Origin of the sequence: Pseudomonas sp. C 49-2 (assembly GCF_003970195.1) — a bacterium.
GTDB lineage: Bacteria > Pseudomonadota > Gammaproteobacteria > Pseudomonadales > Pseudomonadaceae > Aquipseudomonas > Aquipseudomonas canadensis.
The window spans coordinates 354,936-373,468 of the sequence record NZ_RXYG01000006.1 but is presented as its reverse complement, the minus strand read 5'-3'; the positions used below and the strand labels follow the sequence as shown (position 1 = coordinate 373,468).

The following is an 18,533-nucleotide window of genomic DNA, read 5'->3' as shown; positions in this document are numbered from 1 at the left end:
TCAGTTGCTCCGAGGTGATGCTATCGCAGGCAAGCCAGCTCCCACATTTTCGACCTGCCGCTTATGCAAGGTCAGGATTTTTCCAAGTTAGCCAGGATGTGCCCATGCACGCGCATGCACACGCTCAAATCAGCTTCATCCACTCCCACGAACAGCTCATGCCGTAGCGCGGTGGCGATGGTTTCGATCTGTTCGATAAGCGGGCGAGCGGTGTCACACAGCAGGATGCGCTTGGCACGACGGTCTTCTACCACGGCCTGGCGTTGCACCAAGCCCTGGCCTTCCAGACTGTCCAGCAGGCGGGCCAGTGTCGGCCCTTCTACACCAACGCTTTGCGCCAGCTCACGCTGGGTAGGGGCTTCTTCAAAACGGGCCAGGTGCAACAGCACCAGCCAGCGCGCCTGGGACAAGCCAAGCCCCGCCAGCCGGCGATCCAGCTCGGCGCGCCAACCACGGGACATCTGCGCCAACTGCATGCCAAATCGGTGTTGATCGGTTAACGGCATAAAAAACTCATGTTTAAGACTGAAAATAAAGTGTGGCTAATTATTAGTCAGCTAAGCATGAGCTTTGCCCATAGGCAAGAGTTGCTATGTACTGATTCGTTACATTGTCGTAATTGGCGCACTAAATCTCGAATTCAGACTGCAAAGCCGCCCGCACGCAGTACAAGACACCTTCAGGAACGCGCCCCGTAAACAGCGGTGCAATCTCCGCCACAGGTGGCAATTCGCCCTCTCCGTCCAGGAACGCATCCTGGATTTCGCCGAGCAGATCCTCTGGCAAATCAAGCGCCTGCTCCAACGACAACTGCTGCTTGCCGATGGATTCGGCAAGCAAGGTGTAGACGTTCTTCTCCGAGCATTGCAACTGGCCGGCGATCTGGATCGGGGTCATGCCAGCACGTGCCAGGCTGATCAGTTCGTGGCGAATATCGGCGACTTCCTTCGGTGCTTCGGCCTGGCCGCCGAGCACTTCGAGGAACGCCTGGCCGTAGCGCTCCAGCTTGCGTGCACCGACGCCGCTGACCCTGGCCATTTCCGACATAGTCGTAGGTTGCTCGCGCAACATCTCCAACAGCGTCGAGTCGGGGAAAATAACGTACGGCGGCACGCTGTGTTCCTGGGCCAGTTTGCGGCGCAGGGTGCGCAGGGCTTCCCACTGTTCGCGTTCTTCGCCACGTACAAGCTGACTGGCCTGGCTGGTGCTGGTCTTGGCGGTAGTCTGCGGCTTGAGGTCGCGGCGCAGCTCCAGCGTCACTTCACCCTTGAGCAGCGGACGACAACTGTCGTTCAAGCGGAGGCCGCCGTACCCTTCGATGTCGATATCCACCAGGCCGCGCGCCACCATCTGCCGGAACAGCGAGCGCCACTCGCCTTCGGCGCGGGCCTTGCCGACGCCGTAGACCGAGAGTTTTTCATGGCCGAAGCTGCGTACTTTCTCGTTGTCCTTGCCCAGCAACACATCCACCAAGTGACCGACGCCATAACGCTGGCCGGTGCGATAGATGGCGGACAAACCCTGGCGCGCAGGCTCGGTGGCGTCCCAGGTCTGCACGCCGTCGGTGCAGTTATCACAGTGGCCACAGGGTTCGGGCATGTCTTCGTCGAAATACGCCAGCAAGGTCTGGCGGCGGCAGCGAGTCTCTTCGCACAGCGAGAGCATGGCGTCGAGTTTGTGCTGCTCCAGGCGCTTGTGGCGCTCGTCGCCCTCGGAGTTCTGCAACATCTGCTTAAGCATCACCACGTCTTGCAGGCCGTAGACCATCCACGCATCCGCCGGCAAACCGTCACGGCCGGCACGCCCGGTTTCCTGGTAGTACGCCTCAAGGGATTTGGGCAGGTCCATGTGCGCAACGAAGCGCACGTTGGATTTGTCGATGCCCATGCCGAACGCGATGGTGGCGACCATGATCAGGCCTTCCTCGTTGAGGAAGCGCTTCTGGTGAGCCGAACGCGTGTCGTTGGGCAGGCCGGCGTGATAGGGCAGCGCCGGGTAGCCTTGCTCGCAGAGAAACGCAGCCACTTCATCGACCTTCTTGCGCGACAGGCAATAGACGATGCCCGCATCGCTGCGTCGCTCGGAAAGGAACGCCAACAACTGTTTGCGCGGCTGCTCCTTGGGGACGATGCGGTAGAAAATGTTCGGTCGGTCGAAGCTCGACAGGAAGCGCTCGGCGTTCTGCAGGTGCAGGCGCTCGACGATTTCTTCGCGGGTACGCTTGTCGGCAGTGGCGGTCAGCGCAATACGCGGCACATCGGGAAACAGCTCCGCCAATTGGCCGAGCTGCAAATACTCGCGGCGGAAGTCATGACCCCATTGGGAGACGCAGTGGGCTTCATCGATGGCGAACAGGGCGATTTCCAGGCTCTGCAAAAACGCCAGCATGCGCGGCTGCACCAGACGCTCGGGGGCCAGGTACAGCATCTTCACTTCACCGCGCTTGATGCGAGCGGCCAGGTCGCGCTGCTGTTCGGCACTGAGGGTGGAGTTCAACGATGCAGCGGCGACACCCAGCTCTTCCAGGGTTGCCACCTGGTCGTCCATCAATGCAATCAAAGGCGACACCACCACGGCCAGGCCATTGCGCAACAGCGCCGGCACCTGGAAGCACAACGATTTACCGCCGCCGGTAGGCATCAGTACCAGTGCGTCACCGCCACTGGCCACGCGCTCAATGATCGCACCCTGGCGGCCACGAAAACTGTCGTAGCCGAAGATGTCCTTGAGGACGCGTTGTGCCTGCTCGAGCATGTAAAACTCCAAAATAGTGCCGAAATCCCTCTGTACAGGCTGGCCGAAAAAAACCTCTTTCACGGGAAATAATCCGTAAGCGAAGTTTTCGCGCACTGGGCTTGGCCTGCAAGGGCATCACAAAACGCGGCAGTATACCCGAGCGTTACCCGCCAAAGGGCGCCACTGACGAATAGCGGGCGCTATCTAAAACCTGGCAAATATGCAGTGCGGCTGGCCTGTGCGCTCAAGAAAGCCTAGAATTCAGCATCGTTTATTCCCAAGGTAGCCCTTCAATGTCCTTCGCTGAGCAACTAACCCGCCTGCAAGCCTTCCTCGACGCCGATGAGCTGCATGACGAGGCGCTGGACTACGTGGCCGCCCACGGCTACCTGACCGCCCTGTCGATCTGCTCCGACGTCGTCCCCGACCGTGAATGGATCGATGCACTGTTCGCCGAAGAGCCGCACTACGCCGATGCTGCCCAACGCGAAGAAATCGAATCCACCCTGCTGGCCCTCAAGGCCCACATCGGTCGTCAACTGGCCTCCGACGAGGAGTTCGAGCTGCCATGCGAACTGGACCTGGGCGAAGAACCGGATGACTCCGACCTGCGCGGCTGGTGCATCGGCTTCATGGAAGGCGTGTTCCTGCGCGAAGCCGCCTGGTTTGAAACCGCCGAGGAAGAAGTCAGCGAAATGCTGCTGCCGATCATGGTCGGTTCGGGCCTGTTCGACGACCAGCCTGAGTTCGCCGACATCGCCGCCGACGCCAACCTGATGGACGACATGATCGTTCAGATCCCGGAAGCCCTGACCGCGCTGTACCTGCTGTGCAACGCACCTGACGAAAAACCGGCGATCCTCAAGCCACGTCACCACTGAGTCGCTTGCCCGTGACACCCATGGGCAATCGCTCTCTGCTCCTGCGCTACCTGCTCCTGGCCATCGGCTGGCTCAGTGTAGCGTTGGGGGTGATCGGCATTTTCCTACCGGTATTGCCGACTACGCCCTTCCTGCTGCTCGCCGCCGCCTGCTTCGCTCGAAGCTCCCCGCGTTTCTACCATTGGCTGGTGCAACACCCGCGCTTGGGGCCGTGGATCCGTGACTACCTGGATGGCAATGGCATTCCCCTCAAAGGCAAGGTCTACGCCATCGGTTTGATGTGGCTGAGCATTGGCGTGTCCTGCTACCTGGTGCCACTGCCGTGGGCGCGCGGGTTCATGCTGACCAGCGCGGTACTGGTGACGGTCTATATCCTGCGCCAAAAGACCCTGCGGCATAAGAACCCACACGACCTTGGTCGACACTGACTAACCCCAGGCATTCTGCGAGACTGTCCAACCGGGCCTGGAATGCCTGGGTGTTCTTATGTGCGGAGTTACCATGACGTTGTCCAGCGGGCTGATCGCCGCCGTTGCCCTGGCCTATATGGCCATTATGTTTGCCATCGCCTTCTACGGTGACCGCCGCCGCGCGCCATTGCCGCCGCGCATGCGCGCCTGGGTGTACAGCCTGTCGCTGGCTGTTTACTGCACCAGTTGGACATTCTTCGGCGCTGTAGGCCAGGCTGCCGAGCAGCTGTGGGCATTTTTACCGATCTACCTGGGACCGGTACTGTTGCTGGTGCTGGCCCCTTGGGTGCTGCAGAAGATGATTCTGATCAGCAAGCAGGAAAACATCACCTCCATTGCTGACTTTATTGCCGCGCGCTACGGCAAGTCCCAATCCTTGGCCGTGGTGGTTGCACTGATCTGCCTGGTCGGTGTACTGCCCTATATCGCCCTGCAACTCAAAGGCATCGTGCTGGGGGTCAACCTGCTGATCGGCGCCGGGGCCGAGACCACGGGCACCCGCGCCCAGGACACCGCGCTGATCGTGTCGCTAGTGCTGGCGCTGTTCACCATTGTGTTTGGTACGCGCAACCTCGATGCCACGGAACACCACCGTGGCATGGTGCTGGCGATTGCCTTTGAATCGCTGGTCAAGCTGTTTGCATTTCTCGCGGTCGGCGCGTTTGTGACCTACGGCCTGTACGACGGTTTCGGCGACCTGTTCAGCCAGGCCATGCTCGCGCCACGGCTGGAGGAATACTGGAAAGAGACCGTCAACTGGCCCTCCATGGTGGTGCAGACCGGCGTGGCCATGATGGCGATCATCTGCCTGCCCCGGCAATTCCACGTCACGGTGGTGGAGAACATCGACCCCCAGGACCTGCGCCTGGCTAAGTGGGTGTTTCCCGCCTATCTGATTCTTGCCGCACTGTTTGTAGTACCGATCGCCTTGGGCGGCAAGATGCTGCTGCCCAGCTCGGTACTGCCGGACTCCTACGTGATCAGCCTGCCGATGGCCGAAGCTCATCCCGCGCTGGCCGTGCTGGCATTTATCGGTGGCGCATCAGCCGCCACCGGCATGGTCATCGTGGCGAGCATCGCCTTGTCGACCATGGTGTCCAACGACATGCTGCTGCCCTGGCTGCTGCGTCGTTCCAGCGCCGAGCGGCCGTTCGAAGTGTTCCGCCACTGGATGCTGTCGGTACGCCGCGTGAGCATCGTGATCATTCTGTTGCTGGCCTACGTCAGCTATCGCTTGCTGGGCTCCACCGCGAGCCTGGCGACCATCGGCCAGATCGCCTTTGCCGCCGTGACCCAACTGGCTCCGGCCATGCTCGGTGCGCTGTATTGGAAACAGGCCAACCGACGCGGGGTGTTCGCCGGGCTGGCAGCCGGTACTTTCCTGTGGTTCTACACCTTGGTCCTACCGGTGACGGCGAAAAGCCTGGGCTGGTCCCTCAGCCTTTTCCCTGGGCTGACGTGGATGCATTCCCACCCGCTGGGCCTGTCCGTCACGTCGTTGACCTTGGGCACCGTGTTCTCCCTGGCGGGTAACTTCACGCTGTTTGTGTGGGTGTCGATGCTGTCGCGCACGCGGGTTTCCGAGCACTGGCAAGCCGGACGTTTCATCGGTCAGGAAATCAGCCAACGCGCCAGCGCTCGCTCGATGTTGTCCGTGCAAATCAGCGACTTGCTCAGCCTGGCGGCGCGCTTTGTCGGCGAAGAGCGCGCCCAGCAAAGCTTTATCCGCTTCGCCTATCGCCAAGGCAAAGGCTTCAACCCTAACCAGAATGCCGACAATGATTGGATCGCCCACACCGAGCGGCTATTGGCTGGCGTGCTGGGGGCATCTTCGACACGTGCGGTCGTAAAAGCTGCTATCGAAGGGCGGGAAATGCAGCTGGAAGACGTAGTCCGCATCGCCGACGAAGCGTCGGAAGTGCTGCAATTCAACCGCGCGCTGCTACAAGGCGCCATCGAGAACATCACCCAGGGCATCAGCGTAGTCGACCAGTCCCTGAAACTGGTGGCCTGGAACCGGCGTTATCTGGAGCTGTTCAATTACCCGGACGGACTGATCAGCGTCGGCCGGCCGATCGCCGACATCATCCGCTACAACGCCGAACGCGGGCTGTGCGGACCGGGCGAGGCCGAAGTGCATGTGGCGCGACGCCTGCATTGGATGCGCCAAGGCCGTGCGCACACCTCCGAGCGCTTGTTCCCCAATGGCCGGGTGATCGAGCTGATCGGCAACCCGATGCCCGGCGGCGGTTTTGTTATGAGTTTCACCGACATTACCGCGTTCCGCGAAGCCGAGCAGGCGCTCACCGAGGCCAACGAAGGTTTGGAACAAAGGGTGACCGAGCGTACCCATGAACTGTCGCAACTCAATGTGGCGCTCACCGATGCCAAGGGCGTGGCCGAGTCCGCCAGCCAGTCGAAGACGCGTTTCCTGGCGGCCGTCAGCCATGACCTGATGCAACCCTTGAATGCCGCACGGCTGTTTTCCGCTGCCCTCTCCCACCAGAACGACGGACTGTCCAGCGAAGCCCGGCAGTTGGTGCAGCACCTGGACAGCTCACTGCGCTCTGCCGAAGACCTGATCAGCGACCTGCTGGATATCTCACGCCTGGAAAACGGCAAGATCAATCCGCAACGCCAGCCGTTTGTACTCAACGAACTGTTCGACACCTTGGGCGCAGAATTTAAAGCGCTGGCCCAAGAGCAAGGCTTGCGTTTCCGCCTGCGCGGCAGTCGCTTGCGCGTCGACAGCGACATCAAATTGCTGCGGCGCATCCTGCAGAATTTTCTCACCAACGCTTTCCGTTATGCCGACGGCCCGGTGCTGCTTGGCGTACGCCGACGCAAGGGCGAGCTGTGCCTGGAAGTGTGGGACCGTGGCCCCGGTATCCCGCTGGATAAACAGAAGGTGATCTTCGAAGAATTCAAGCGCCTGGACAGCCACCAGACCCGCGCAGAGAAAGGCCTGGGGCTGGGCCTGGCAATCGCCGACGGCTTGTGTCGCGTGCTCGGCCATCGGTTGAGCGTGCGTTCATGGCCAGGCAAAGGCAGCGTGTTCAGCGTGCGTGTGCCGTTGGCGCGCAACCAGGCCAGCCCGCAGGTCAAGACGCCACAGGAAACCGGACTGCCGTTGAGCGGTGCACAGGTGCTGTGTGTGGACAATGAAGAGAGCATCCTGATCGGCATGCGCAGCCTGTTGACGCGCTGGGGCTGTGAAGTGTGGACCGCCACCGACCAGGCGCAATGCGCGGCGTTGCTCGCCGACGGTGTGCGCCCGCAACTGGCACTGGTGGACTACCACCTGGACCATGGCGAAACCGGCACTGAGCTGATGGGCTGGTTGCGCGCGCAATTGGCCGAGCCGATTCCCGGCGTGGTGATCAGCGCCGACGGCCGACCGGAAATGGTGGCCGAAGTGCATGCGGCGGGGTTGGATTACCTGGCCAAGCCAGTCAAGCCGGCGGCATTGCGCGCGTTGCTGAGTCGACATTTACCGCTGTAAATGGTTTGTACCCGCTCCCACATTTTTGGTCTGTGTTTATTCAGGTAGATGGGCCACACCGTCTGAATCAGTCATCGCGCGCTCCAACAAATCGGCCGGCAGGCTCTTACTGGCCCGAGCACCGAGCAGCTTCAATTGCTCGACCCGGCTGACCAGATTTCCGCGTCCATCTGTCAGCTTGTTTCGCGCCGCGCTGTAAGCCTTATCCAACTGCTGCAAGCGGTTGCCCACTTCGTCCAGGTCCTGGATGAACAGTACGAACTTGTCGTACAGCCACCCGGCGCGTTCGGCGATTTCCCGGGCGTTCTGGCTCTGACGTTCCTGCTTCCACAAGCTGTCGATCACGCGCAGGGTCGCGAGCAAGGTGGTCGGGCTGACGATCACGATGTGGCGGTCAAACGCTTCCTGGAACAGGTTGGGCTCGGCCTGCAATGCAGCAGAAAACGCCGCCTCGATGGGCACGAACAGCAACACGAAATCCAGGCTGTGCAAGCCTTCGAGGCGTTTGTAATCCTTACCGGCCAAGCCTTTGACATGGTTCCGCAGCGATAGCACATGCTGCTTCAGGGCCGCCTGGCCGATAACTTCATCCTCCGCCGCCACGTACTGTTGATACGCAGTGAGACTGACCTTGGAGTCCACCACCACCTGCTTGTCGCCGGGCAACATGATCAATACATCGGGCTGGAACCGCTCGCCATCCGGGCCTTTGAGGCTGACCTGGGTCTGGTATTCACGGCCCTTCTCCAGGCCTGCATGCTCCAGCACCCGTTCAAGGATCAGCTCTCCCCAGTTACCTTGGGTTTTCTGGCCCTTGAGCGCGCGGGTCAGGTTGGTCGCCTCGTCCGACAGACGCAGGTTGAGTTGCTGTAGGCGCTCCAGCTCTTTAGCCAGGGAAAAACGCTCGCGCGCCTCGTTCTGATAGCTTTCTTCCACGCGCTTTTCGAAGGACTGGATGCGCTCCTTCAGCGGGTCGAGCAATTGGCCCAGGCGTTCCTGGCTGGTTTCGGCGAAGCGCTGTTCGCGCTCATCGAAGATCTTGCCGGCCAGCTCGGCGAATTGCGCACGCAGCTCATCGCGCGAGCCTTGCAGGTCGGTGAGGCGTTGTTGATGGCTGTCCTGCTGTTCACGCAATTCGGCGCGCAAGGCGGCCGACAATGCATCGAGGCGACGCAGCTCGGTTTCCTTGGCGCTGCGATCAAGGTTCCAGGCGTGGGCAGCATCGCGGGCGTTGTCACGATCGATTTGCAGCAACTCGACCTCGCGGCGTACTGCTGCGAGATCGGCTTGCTTGGCGGCGTTGGCCTGGCTCAAGTCGCTGATTTCATCGCGGCTGGCATCCAGCTGTGCGGCCAGGCCTTCCTGGGCCAGCTGTGCAGTGGCCAAACGCTCCTCGAGCAACTCCCAGCCAGTCATGCGTGCGGTCAACCGTCGCTGGAGCTGCCAGCACACGGCCAGTAAAGGCACAGCAGCGCCAGCCAGGCCCAAGGCAATACTGGTCCAGTCAAAAACCATAGACATGTCTGCCATCACCGAAAAAAAACAAGGTTAGCGGAGCACAGGGCCTGAGGACAGCTCAGTCTTCGACCTGGCCCAATTCGCGCTGGGCGCGGCGGTCACCGGCGCGGGCGGCCAGGCGTAGCAGGTCGTGGCCGATGCGGCGGTCGCGGGCATTCCCGCATTCGCGGCACATCAGTTGGCCCAGGCGGCTCTGTGCAGCGACCACACCTTCCCGGGCTGGCTGCTTGAGCAAACGCCCGGCGAAATGCTTGACGTTGGTGTTGTGGCCCAGGCGAGGACTGTCGAGCAACCACAAGGCAACTTTCAAGGAGAAGCGCTTGGGGGCGGTAACAGTTTGAGGAGTGTCGGTAACAGAAGGTGATACTGAGCGAAACTTCATAAAGCACTGTGGGACAGAACGGAAGGCGCGCCACTCTACTCTTTTTTTCGCACAGGTAAAGCTGAAAAAACTCTGCACGCCCGTTCTAGAGCAAGCGCTCGGGACAATCCACAGAAGCTGTGGATAACTCAGTGGACAACCCTCCTTTAACTCGCGCAAAGCCCCATGGAATGGGGGCCGCAGTCAAACTGACGATTTTTTCACCAATAAAAAAAAGCCAGATTTTTCATTGACTTAAATTTTCATTGCAGGCAAATGGCGGCCTCGCAGTGCAGTTGACAGTGCGGTTACACACGCCGCAACCAATGTGCACAAGTACCCATCCGATGGTTATATCACCGGTGTTTTTTGAAGCCACTCGCTACAAAAACGTTACCGCAGGGACAAATCAGGGACTTTTCAAATCTTTCTCGGCTCGCCACACTCCCCGACCTACAACGCAACAGTGGGTGGGTTGATGAAAGGGATTCTGTTATTCGCCGTATTGCTGCTGGCCATCTGCGCCGTTTCCTTGGGGATCAATGCAGCACTGCCGTCACCGGATGGGGCGCTGTTCGCCATTGCGATCCTGCTGTCGGCGGCGTTCACTGCCGTGAGCCTGTGCATCGAACTGGGCGAAGGCCGGATAAACGACATGGGCGACGTGATGAAAGTGGTCGAGACTGGCCAATCCCTACGTCTGACCCTCGCCGCCTATGGGCTGGGCTGTTCACTGGCGGCAGCGACTACGGTGCTGGTCTATCGGGGCCTGCTGGGCGGCTGATGGAAATTTTTTGACTGACATACTTCCCTTACCTGCTTCAATCCGTTACTATCCGCGGCGTTAGTACCAAGCTGAAAGTCAATTCTGGTCGAACAACTCCCTTGTCCAACACGGGATCGACCACCTCGATGGTTTCCAGGTATCACTTGCGACGACACTGCCTTTGAACAAGCAAAGGGTGGCGCGAAGTTTCCATACTCTGACCGAACCAACCTGCAAATTGATCAGGATCTTCACCCCGGGCCCAGAACCTTTGCCCCTGTTGTGTTGCCTGCCCTCCTAAGTACCTACCTGCCAGCCCAAGCGCGCCTAACTTATCAGCGCTTCAAACTGGCTGCTTTGTTCCAGTCGGTTTCTTCGTTCGATCAATCGTGGTCAACGTCGCTGGAACGTTTTAATACGGCACGGTTCTTATCTGTGTCATTTGTAGGAACACCAATAATATGAACGCTCAAATCCATACTCAGGATGCCATTCGCACCCTCACCAACGCTTTTGCTCCAATGAACTGCCTGATCATGGCCGCTCGCAAAGGCTGCTTCAGCTTCACCCTGGTCAACGAACACGGCATCGCTCGTCACAGCGAACGCCTGTACCCCGATCAATACTCCAGCGCAGAACCGCTGCAGGCCGTGATCGAGCGTACCCGTCAGGCACTGACTGCCTGATCGACCTGAGTCGCTGAAACACAAAAACCCTGTTTAAAAAGCAGGGTTTTTTATTGCCCGGAATTTGCCAATTGAGCTTTTGCACTAAGTTCAAATAGATATAAACGTTATAACTAAATGAATAAGATGTTTTAAAAACAGTCCTTTACATCATAAATATGACACTACACTTCAACTCAAGCGGCATGATCCGCTTCCGGCGAGCCTGAGATCCGATCCACTGCTGCCAAGCCCCCACACCTTCTCAGGCTTCGTCGACCACTTTCACGGATTGAGGCTTGTATGGGTATCGCTGCCAGCGAATTGTGTCGTTATGTGATCCGGCCGACCTTGATGTACCTGGGCCGCCATAACCCAACGGCCGAGTCCCTGCTGCTGGGCATTGCCGCCAGCCAGTCGGAACTCGGTTCAGCGTTGCACGACCGCCGTGGGCATGGCCTGTACAGCATCACCGAACCGCGCCACCGCGCCTTGTGGGATGACTACCTGGCGCTGGACCCCGAGCGCGCCAGCCTGGTACGTGGGCTCGCGAGCCAGCACGCCTTCCTCAGCGCGCCGCAACTGGAACTCACCGTCAACCTGCGTTACGCCACAGCCGTCGCCTGGCTTTTGGTCGAACAACACACCCCCGCGCTGCCTCCGCCCGGTGATGTGCTGGCAATGGCACGTATCTGGAAAGAAATTTTTCACCCACAAGGACGGCTGCGCGATTTCACTCAAGCCTGGCAAACCTGTGTTTCACCCATGAATCACGTGGTTTGCTGACCGGGCAATTTGCAAGATTCGTCAAAAACCCGGGAATTTGGTCGGATTGTCCTACAAAACCGCTCTATCTCCTACATTACAGCCTATAGCGCGATCTTAAAATTATTGTTACTTTCCGCAGCGGTGATCACCACGGAGTTCTAATAATGAAAAAAGTAATGCTCAAGACCACACTTAGCCTCGCCGTTGCCATGGCCTCTTCCCACGTATTCGCAAGTGGCTTTGCCCTTAACGAACAAGACGTCGCAGGAATGGGAACGGGTTTCGCAGGCCGCTCTTCTTCTGCCGAAAATGCAAGTACCGTTTATGGTAACCCTGCCGGTATGGCTCGCCTTGAAGGCCAGCAAGTCACTGGCGGTGTTGCAGCGATTGATGCCTCAAGCAACATCAAGGATGTCAGCGGCCGCTCCACAGGCACGAACAAAGGCGATATGGTGCCTTTCACTGCCGTTCCTTTCGGTTTCTACACCAATAAACTTAACGAACAATGGGCTGTAGGTTTCGGCGTCTATGCTCCGTTTGGTCTCGTGACAGACTACGAAAGTGGCTTCCAAGGCAAAGCTTTTGGCAGCAAAAGCGAAGTGACGGTCATCACCTTCCAGCCTACGGTGAGCTACGCCTTCAACGATCGGGTTTCCATTGGTTTTGGCCCGACCATCAACCGTATCGCTGGTACGCTTGAGTCCGATATCAACCTGCCAATCGCTGGTACCGGCTCCAACAACATCAAGATCAAGGGAGATGACACCGCCGTCGGCTTCAATGCCGGCCTGCTGGTTCAAGCCACTGATACAACTCGCGTGGGCCTGACCTACCACTCGAAGGTGAAGTACAAGCTCGAAGGCCATACTGAAGTGACCAAAGGCACCAACGTTCCGGCTGCGCTGCTGAACAATGGCCGCTACGACGCGTCGCTGAAGATCGACACGCCTGAATCCTGGGACTTCTCGGTTACTCAAGACATGAGCGACGCGTGGAAACTCTACGTCGGCGCTACTTGGACCCGTTGGAGCCGCTTGAAAGACATTACCGTCAACAACGAAGGTGTATCGGCCGCAGCCGGTAGCGGTGTTTTGGCTCCGCAAATTGTCGGCACCATCAAAGAAGACCAGAACTGGCACGACACTTGGGCCTATGCCTTGGGTACCTCGTATCGTGTCACCAAGCAAGTGGTGCTGCGTACCGGCCTGACCTTCGACCAGTCGCCTACCAACAACAAAGACCGTTCGCCGCGTATCCCAACCGGTGACCGGACTATCTTCAGTCTCGGCCTTGGTTACGATGTAATGCCGAATATGACCGTTGACCTGGCTTACTCCTACCTCAAGGAAGAACCAGTCAAGGTCGCTCGCGCCAACGCATTGGGCCAGTCCTACAATGCTAAGTACGAAAACAGCGCCAACGGTTTTGGCCTGGGCGTAACGTACAAGTTCTGACCTGACACCCTATAAAAAAGCCCCGCTCTCCTGCAAAGGAGGCGGGGCTTTTTAATGGCAGACGATCAAGGCTTGGACGCTATCGCCTCCTCCACTGCCTTGATCATGTCCGGACTGTCCGGCTTGGTGAGGCTGGAAAAGTTGGCAATCACCTTGCCCTGCCGATCCACCACGTACTTGTAGAAATTCCACTTCGGCGGCGCGTCGGTCTGCTGCGCCAACACCTTGAATAGATGCACCGCATCCGGCCCCTTGACCTTCTGTGGCTCGGTCATGGTGAAGGTCACGCCGTAATTCACGTAGCAGACCTTGGCGGTTTCTTCGCCCGTCTTGGCTTCCTGCTTGAAATCATCCGATGGCACGCCGATCACTTCCAGCCCTTCGCCCTTGTAGCGTTGATACAACGCTTCGAGACTTTTGAACTGTGGGGCGAATCCGCAAAAGCTAGCGGTGTTGACGATGACCAGGGGCTTGCCGGCAAAGCGCTGGCACAGGTCGATGGATTCCTTGGCGCGCAGCTTGGGCAATTGGCCTTCCAGCAGCGGCGGGCAACTGGCAGCCAGCGCAGCACTGCCAATAGCCATCAGGACGGGTACAGCAAGCCACCGCATCTGCATGTCGTGTGTCCTTGAAAGTAGTCAAACCACGAACTTAACAGATCGACATACCCAGTTGCATCAACGCCAGCCCGCCGTTTTGCCAGCCCCACCAGGCCAGCAACATCAAAACCAACACCACGGCGAGTATCAACCCGCGTATCGCTATGCTCATGCCGCCTCCATCTGCGCCTGCAATCGCGCCACTGGCCGCTCGCGTACCGGCCAATTCAGGGCCGCGGCAAGCAGGCTCAGCAGGATCGCGACCTGCCAGATCAAATCGTAGTTGCCGGTTCGATCATAGACCACCCCGCCCAGCCAGCCACCCAGGAACGAACCGAGTTGGTGGAACAGGAACACGATCCCACCGAGCATGGAGAGGTTTCGTACGCCGAACAATGTGGCGACAGTGCCGTTGGTCAGCGGAACGGTAGACAGCCACAGGAAGCCCATCGCCATGCCAAACAGATAGGCGGTAACTTCAGTGACCGGCGCCCACAGGAACAGCACGATCACCACCGCACGCAGCAGGTACAAACCGGTCAACAAGCGCGGCTTGGACATGCGCCCACCGAGCCAGCCGGCGGTGTAGGTGCCGAAAATATTGAATAGACCAATCAGCGCCAACACCGTGGTACCGACGGTGGCCGGCAAGTGCTGATCCACCAGGTAGGCCGGCAAATGCACGCCGATAAACACCACCTGGAAACCGCAGACAAAAAAGCCGAAGGCCAACAGCCAGAAACCGGAATGGGAACAGGCTTCCTTCAAGGCTTCGCGCAAGGTTTGCTGACCCGCCACCACCGGCAGTGGTCGGTCCTTGAGCATGCTCACCAGAGGCAGGATCAGCGCCACCATCAGGCCCAGTGCCAGCAGTGCCGCAGACCAACCCAGCCAACTGATCAAGCCCAAGGTGCCCGGCACCATGGCGAACTGACCGAACGAACCGGCAGCACTCGCGATGCCCATCGCCATGCTGCGTTTTTCCGGCGCCACAGCCCGGCCGACCACACCCAGAATCACCGAGAACGAGGTGCCGGACAGGCCGATACCAATCAGCAAGCCGGCACTTAAGGACAACGACCACGCCGAATCGGACATGCCCATCAACACCAGGCCCGCCGCGTACAGGACGCCACCGACGAACACCGCTTTAGTCGCGCCAAAGCGGTCAGCCAGGGCGCCGGTGAACGGTTGCGCCAGGCCCCAGATCAGATTCTGCAAGGCGATGGCAAAGGCGAAGGTCTCACGGCCCCAGCCGAATTCGCTGCTCATCGGTGCCAGGAACAGGCCGAAACCGTGCCGCACGCCCAACGACAACGCCAGGATCAGCGCACTCCCTACAAGAATCCATCCACTGGTGCGCCACATCGAGGTCATTTCTTATTCTCCGCTCGCGGGTATATACCCGCTTGTATTCGAACAAATCCGCGCTCAGGCGAGTTTATCCAGCAAGGCCAACAAGGTTTCGCGTTTTTCCGCGCCGAGTTGATCGATCAATTTCTGCTGCGCCGCTTCCCAGGCGGGTAATGCCGCGGCCAGTCGTGCGACACCGTCCTCGGTCAACATCACCAGGCGGTTGCGCAGGTCATCGCCTTCCACCAACCGCACCAGACCCTCGCCTTCCAGCACCCGCAGGTTGCGCCCCAAGGTGCTGCGATCCAGGCCCATGGCTTCCGCCAGGCTGGAAATGCTCGGCTGATCGAGGCGCTGCAAGTTACACAGCAAAGAATACTGGGCGACGTTGATCCCGAAGCCATCCAGGGCGCCGTCGTAATGCCTGCTGACGCCACGGGCGGCACGTCGCAGGTTGGTACATAAACATTGGGAGGCAAGCATGGAAGGTGTATATACCCGCGATTAAGGAAATGCAAGAAAGTGTTACAGCGCCAGGCCGACCAGAACCGCGACTTCCAGCAGCTCCAGCAAGGCGCCTGCGGTATCGCCCGTGGTACCACCCAGCCGATTGACCATTAGTTGGCGCAGCCCCAGGAAGCAGATCACAGCGAGCAGTACAGCCATCCCGCCACTAAAGCCGCCGATGAGGATGCAGGCCAAACCACTGAGGATCAGTACCTGTTGGCCGACAATTCTCGGTAAATGATCCGACAATGCCTGGCCCAATCCACCGGCACGCACATAACGCGTGGTGAGAAACAGTGCCAGCATCGAGGCGCGGCCGATCAGCGGCGCCAGGATCAGCGCCGCGCCGTTGTGTTGCTCAATCAAGGCTACCAACGCGGTGAACTTGAGCAGCAGCACCAACCCGAGGGTGACTACGGCAATCGGCCCGCTACGTGGATCCTTCATGATTGTCAGCGTACGCTCGCGGTCGCCAAAACCGCCGAGCCAGGCATCGGCGCTGTCCGCCAATCCGTCCAGGTGCAGGCCACCACTGAGCAACACCCAGGCCGCCAGTAGCAGTGCGGCATGCAGCAACAACGGCGTGCCTATCAATACCGAATTCAAGCCCCACAACAGCACACCGAACAACACACCCACGACCGGATAAAACAGCAGTGAACGCCCCAATTCCTGAGGCTGCGGCATACCCGACAAGCGAATCGGCAAACTGCTGAGAAACTGCAGGGCGATCCAGAAGGGCAACATGTCTAAACCCCTTCCTTCAGGGCGCCGTCAGCGGCGACGTACAGACTGAACAACCCGCCATGGCCCACTTCGACGCTCAGCAATTGCTCCCTCGGCAAACCACGCGCTCGCGCCAGTAGTAGACGCATGACACCGCCATGACTGATCAACAACACACGCTCACCGGCATAGGCCTGATGCAAGCGTGCGACAGCGCCCAGGACCCGGTCGGAAAAAGCGCTGACCGGCTCCCCCTCCGGTGGTGTAAAGCGGTAGGGATCAGCCCAGAACAACCCAAGCCCTTCGGCGTCGGTCTCCATCAAGGCCGCCGAGCTCTGCCCTTCCCAGGCACCGAAGTGCAACTCTTGCAGATCCTTTTCGAGGGTCACCGGCAGCTTCAGTTGAGCCCCCAATTCCTCGGCAAACCGCGCGCAGCGTTGCAGCGGCGAGCTGACCAGTCGGTCCCACGGCCCCTGTTCCATCACAGCCGCGCGCATCTGCGCCCAGCCGTTGGCGGTGAGTGCATCGTCTAGACTGCCGCGCAGGCCGCCGCCCAGCTCGGTTTCGCCGTGACGCAGCAGGTCCAGGCGCAAGGTCATGCCGGGCGGTCTGCCACGGCGGCTTCGGCGAATGTCGCCATCTGCCCGTGCAATGCACACGCCAGACGCACCAACGGAACCGCCAACGCCGCGCCACTGCCTTCGCCCAAGCGCAGGCCCAGTTCCAGCAGCGGCTGCGCGTCGAGGCTTTGCAACACATGGCGATGACCCGGCTCGGCGCCGCGATGGCCAAACAGCAGCCATTCACGGCATGCCGGGTTCAAGCGTGTCGCGACCAGCGCCGCAACGGTGCAGATAAAGCCATCCACCAGCACCACGATGCCGTCCTGGGCGCAGGCCAGGTATGCGCCCACCAGCGCGGCAATTTCAAAGCCGCCCAGATTGAACAGCGTCTGCAACGCATCACCACGCTGACCGGCGTGCAGCGCCAGGGCTCGCTCGATCACGGCCACCTTGTGGCTGACGCCTTGGGCATTCAAGCCCGTACCGGGCCCCGTGAGATCACTGACCTGACAATCGAGCAAGGCACACGCCAGCGCACTAGCGGCGGTGGTGTTGCCGATGCCCATCTCACCACCGATAAACAGCTGCGCCCCGCTCGCCAATGCACGTCGCACACTGTCGCGGCCGGCTTGCAGGGCGAGCTGCCCCTGAGCCTCGGTCATCGCCGGACCGTTGACGAAATTGGCGGTGCCCGCGCCGATATTCAGGTGACGCACACCGGGCAGGTCCAGAGACGGCGTGACCGTGCCGAGGTCGACCACTTCCAACTGTGCATCCAACTGCCGCGCCAACACACTGATGGCCGCACCACCGCTGACAAAGTTGAGCAACATCTGCCCGGTGACTTCCTGAGGAAACGCCGACACGCCTTCCGCGACCACGCCGTGGTCACCGGCGAAGATGGCAATCCACACGTGATCCACCAAAGGTTTGACCTGGCCCTGCAAGCCCGCCAATTGCACCGCCAGCGCCTCCAGCTGGCCGAGGGAGCCGGCCGGCTTGGTCAATTGCTGCTGGCGCGCCAGAGCGTGTTCATACGCTTGCACGTCGATCGCCTTACAAGGGTTGAGCCACCAGGTGTCAGTCATAACGCAGTACCTTTCAAAGTCAGGGGCAGGCCGGCAACCGTCAGGACAACACGCTGACAGCGCTCGGCCAAGGCTTGATGCAGCCAACCGGCTTCATCCACATAGCGGCGAGTCAATTCGCCCAGCGGCACGACACCCAGACCGGTCTCGTTGCTGACAAAAATGATTTCACCCGGCAGCGTGGCCAGGGTTTCCAGCAATTGATCGCGTTCGGACGCCAGTCGGTTAGAGTCTTCAAGCATCAGCAGATTGGTGAGCCACAGGGTCAGGCAATCCACTAGCAGGCATTGCCCGACAGCCGCGTTTTCGCGTAGTACGCGAGCCAGTTCGACGGGCTCTTCGATCAGACCCCAATGGTCAGGGCGACGCTGGCGATGCAGCGCGACGCGCTGATTCATCTCACCATCCAGCGGTTGGCTGGTGGCGATGTAAGTGACGGGCAAACCACTGTCGCTGGCGAGCTTTTCGGCGAGGCGGCTTTTGCCGGAACGCGCACCGCCGAGGATCAGTTGAAGCATAGCGTCACACCTTTATTTACAACGCGGTCAAATGTGGGAGCTGGCTTGCCTGCGATGC

At 59.7% G+C, this 18,533-nt stretch carries 18 protein-coding genes; 7 read left to right on the top strand and 11 right to left on the bottom strand.

What is annotated here, in order from left to right; genetic code table 11:
* Positions 1-71 precede the first annotated feature (71 nt).
* Both EJ576_RS14940 and recQ read right to left on the bottom strand, forming a co-directional pair.
* Positions 72-506, bottom strand: a complete 435-nt coding sequence (locus tag EJ576_RS14940; protein ID WP_028617350.1) for a MarR family transcriptional regulator — start codon at positions 504-506, stop codon at positions 72-74.
* Positions 507-627: 121 nt separating this feature from the next.
* Entirely contained in the window at positions 628-2,754 is a 2,127-nt protein-coding gene (gene recQ, locus EJ576_RS14935) for a DNA helicase RecQ (protein ID WP_016976542.1), read from the bottom strand.
* Between the two features lie 275 nt (positions 2,755-3,029).
* On the opposite strand from recQ, the gene EJ576_RS14930 reads away from it, so the two are divergent.
* The 3 genes from EJ576_RS14930 to EJ576_RS14920 all read left to right on the top strand — a co-directional run bounded on the left by EJ576_RS14930 (position 3,030) and on the right by EJ576_RS14920 (position 7,589).
* Entirely contained in the window at positions 3,030-3,617 is a 588-nt protein-coding gene (locus EJ576_RS14930) for a YecA family protein (RefSeq protein WP_028617351.1), read from the top strand.
* A 20-nt stretch (positions 3,618-3,637) separates the two neighbouring features.
* Complete coding sequence (locus EJ576_RS14925; RefSeq protein ID WP_068937106.1) at positions 3,638-4,045, top strand: YbaN family protein; 408 nt, start codon at positions 3,638-3,640, stop codon at positions 4,043-4,045.
* Positions 4,046-4,118: 73 nt separating this feature from the next.
* Complete coding sequence (locus EJ576_RS14920; RefSeq protein WP_126570618.1) at positions 4,119-7,589, top strand: PAS domain-containing hybrid sensor histidine kinase/response regulator; 3,471 nt, start codon at positions 4,119-4,121, stop codon at positions 7,587-7,589.
* Between the two features lie 36 nt (positions 7,590-7,625).
* On the opposite strand, the gene rmuC is transcribed toward EJ576_RS14920, so the two are convergent.
* Positions 7,626-8,990, bottom strand: coding sequence for a DNA recombination protein RmuC (gene rmuC, locus EJ576_RS14915; protein ID WP_178083547.1), 1,365 nt, complete (start codon positions 8,988-8,990; stop codon positions 7,626-7,628).
* Positions 8,991-9,165: 175 nt separating this feature from the next.
* On the bottom strand, positions 9,166-9,489 hold the full coding sequence (locus EJ576_RS14910) for a hypothetical protein (RefSeq protein ID WP_025855837.1): 324 nt from the start codon (positions 9,487-9,489) through the stop codon (positions 9,166-9,168).
* A gap of 457 nt (positions 9,490-9,946) precedes the next feature.
* Between EJ576_RS14910 and EJ576_RS14905 the strand changes: the two genes are divergently transcribed.
* The 4 genes from EJ576_RS14905 (at position 9,947) to EJ576_RS14885 (ending at position 13,121) form a co-directional block, all read left to right on the top strand.
* Positions 9,947-10,252 carry a hypothetical protein gene (locus tag EJ576_RS14905; RefSeq protein ID WP_028617356.1) on the top strand — a complete coding sequence of 102 codons (306 nt, stop codon included), beginning with the start codon at positions 9,947-9,949 and terminating at the stop codon, positions 10,250-10,252.
* Between the two features lie 443 nt (positions 10,253-10,695).
* Positions 10,696-10,920 carry a hypothetical protein gene (locus tag EJ576_RS14895; RefSeq protein ID WP_005790139.1) on the top strand — a complete coding sequence of 75 codons (225 nt, stop codon included), beginning with the start codon at positions 10,696-10,698 and terminating at the stop codon, positions 10,918-10,920.
* Between the two features lie 282 nt (positions 10,921-11,202).
* Positions 11,203-11,685, top strand: coding sequence for a hypothetical protein (locus EJ576_RS14890; protein ID WP_126570617.1), 483 nt, complete (start codon positions 11,203-11,205; stop codon positions 11,683-11,685).
* 146 nt (positions 11,686-11,831) lie between these two features.
* Positions 11,832-13,121, top strand: coding sequence for an OmpP1/FadL family transporter (locus tag EJ576_RS14885; protein ID WP_126570616.1), 1,290 nt, complete (start codon positions 11,832-11,834; stop codon positions 13,119-13,121).
* A 65-nt stretch (positions 13,122-13,186) separates the two neighbouring features.
* On the opposite strand, the gene EJ576_RS14880 is transcribed toward EJ576_RS14885, so the two are convergent.
* The 7 genes from EJ576_RS14880 to cobU all read right to left on the bottom strand — a co-directional run bounded on the left by EJ576_RS14880 (position 13,187) and on the right by cobU (position 18,475).
* Complete coding sequence (locus EJ576_RS14880; protein WP_122726701.1) at positions 13,187-13,738, bottom strand: glutathione peroxidase; 552 nt, start codon at positions 13,736-13,738, stop codon at positions 13,187-13,189.
* Positions 13,739-13,888: 150 nt separating this feature from the next.
* Complete coding sequence (locus EJ576_RS14875; RefSeq protein ID WP_178083546.1) at positions 13,889-15,088, bottom strand: MFS transporter; 1,200 nt, start codon at positions 15,086-15,088, stop codon at positions 13,889-13,891.
* Positions 15,089-15,151: 63 nt separating this feature from the next.
* On the bottom strand, positions 15,152-15,556 hold the full coding sequence (locus EJ576_RS14870; RefSeq protein WP_126570615.1) for a MarR family winged helix-turn-helix transcriptional regulator: 405 nt from the start codon (positions 15,554-15,556) through the stop codon (positions 15,152-15,154).
* A gap of 42 nt (positions 15,557-15,598) precedes the next feature.
* The gene (locus EJ576_RS14865; RefSeq protein ID WP_122726697.1) at positions 15,599-16,327 is read right to left on the bottom strand and encodes an adenosylcobinamide-GDP ribazoletransferase; all 729 of its coding nucleotides are present in this window, start codon (positions 16,325-16,327) and stop codon (positions 15,599-15,601) included.
* A gap of 2 nt (positions 16,328-16,329) precedes the next feature.
* Entirely contained in the window at positions 16,330-16,905 is a 576-nt protein-coding gene (gene cobC, locus EJ576_RS14860) for an alpha-ribazole phosphatase family protein (protein ID WP_122726695.1), read from the bottom strand.
* Positions 16,902-17,957, bottom strand: a complete 1,056-nt coding sequence (gene cobT / locus EJ576_RS14855; RefSeq protein ID WP_123474477.1) for a nicotinate-nucleotide--dimethylbenzimidazole phosphoribosyltransferase — start codon at positions 17,955-17,957, stop codon at positions 16,902-16,904. Before cobT ends, cobC begins: the two co-directional genes overlap by 4 nt.
* Positions 17,954-18,475 carry a bifunctional adenosylcobinamide kinase/adenosylcobinamide-phosphate guanylyltransferase gene (gene cobU / locus EJ576_RS14850; RefSeq protein ID WP_122726691.1) on the bottom strand — a complete coding sequence of 174 codons (522 nt, stop codon included), beginning with the start codon at positions 18,473-18,475 and terminating at the stop codon, positions 17,954-17,956. Before cobU ends, cobT begins: the two co-directional genes overlap by 4 nt.
* Positions 18,476-18,533 lie beyond the last annotated feature (58 nt).

Excerpts from the sequence above, each read along its gene's own strand:
- EJ576_RS14940 (WP_028617350.1), bottom strand. The coding sequence starts at position 506 with ATGCCGTTAACCGATCAACACCGATTTGGCATGCAGTTGGCGCAGATG.
- recQ (WP_016976542.1), bottom strand. The coding sequence starts at position 2,754 with ATGCTCGAGCAGGCACAACGCGTCCTCAAGGACATCTTCGGCTACGAC.
- EJ576_RS14930 (WP_028617351.1), top strand. The coding sequence starts at position 3,030 with ATGTCCTTCGCTGAGCAACTAACCCGCCTGCAAGCCTTCCTCGACGCC.
- EJ576_RS14925 (WP_068937106.1), top strand. The coding sequence starts at position 3,638 with ATGGGCAATCGCTCTCTGCTCCTGCGCTACCTGCTCCTGGCCATCGGC.
- EJ576_RS14920 (WP_126570618.1), top strand. The coding sequence starts at position 4,119 with ATGACGTTGTCCAGCGGGCTGATCGCCGCCGTTGCCCTGGCCTATATG.
- EJ576_RS14910 (WP_025855837.1), bottom strand. The coding sequence starts at position 9,489 with ATGAAGTTTCGCTCAGTATCACCTTCTGTTACCGACACTCCTCAAACT.
- EJ576_RS14905 (WP_028617356.1), top strand. The coding sequence starts at position 9,947 with ATGAAAGGGATTCTGTTATTCGCCGTATTGCTGCTGGCCATCTGCGCC.
- EJ576_RS14895 (WP_005790139.1), top strand. The coding sequence starts at position 10,696 with ATGAACGCTCAAATCCATACTCAGGATGCCATTCGCACCCTCACCAAC.
- EJ576_RS14890 (WP_126570617.1), top strand. The coding sequence starts at position 11,203 with ATGGGTATCGCTGCCAGCGAATTGTGTCGTTATGTGATCCGGCCGACC.
- EJ576_RS14885 (WP_126570616.1), top strand. The coding sequence starts at position 11,832 with ATGAAAAAAGTAATGCTCAAGACCACACTTAGCCTCGCCGTTGCCATG.
- EJ576_RS14880 (WP_122726701.1), bottom strand. The coding sequence starts at position 13,738 with ATGCAGATGCGGTGGCTTGCTGTACCCGTCCTGATGGCTATTGGCAGT.
- EJ576_RS14875 (WP_178083546.1), bottom strand. The coding sequence starts at position 15,088 with ATGTGGCGCACCAGTGGATGGATTCTTGTAGGGAGTGCGCTGATCCTG.
- EJ576_RS14870 (WP_126570615.1), bottom strand. The coding sequence starts at position 15,556 with ATGCTTGCCTCCCAATGTTTATGTACCAACCTGCGACGTGCCGCCCGT.
- EJ576_RS14865 (WP_122726697.1), bottom strand. The coding sequence starts at position 16,327 with ATGTTGCCCTTCTGGATCGCCCTGCAGTTTCTCAGCAGTTTGCCGATT.
- cobC (WP_122726695.1), bottom strand. The coding sequence starts at position 16,905 with ATGACCTTGCGCCTGGACCTGCTGCGTCACGGCGAAACCGAGCTGGGC.
- cobT (WP_123474477.1), bottom strand. The coding sequence starts at position 17,957 with ATGACTGACACCTGGTGGCTCAACCCTTGTAAGGCGATCGACGTGCAA.
- cobU (WP_122726691.1), bottom strand. The coding sequence starts at position 18,475 with ATGCTTCAACTGATCCTCGGCGGTGCGCGTTCCGGCAAAAGCCGCCTC.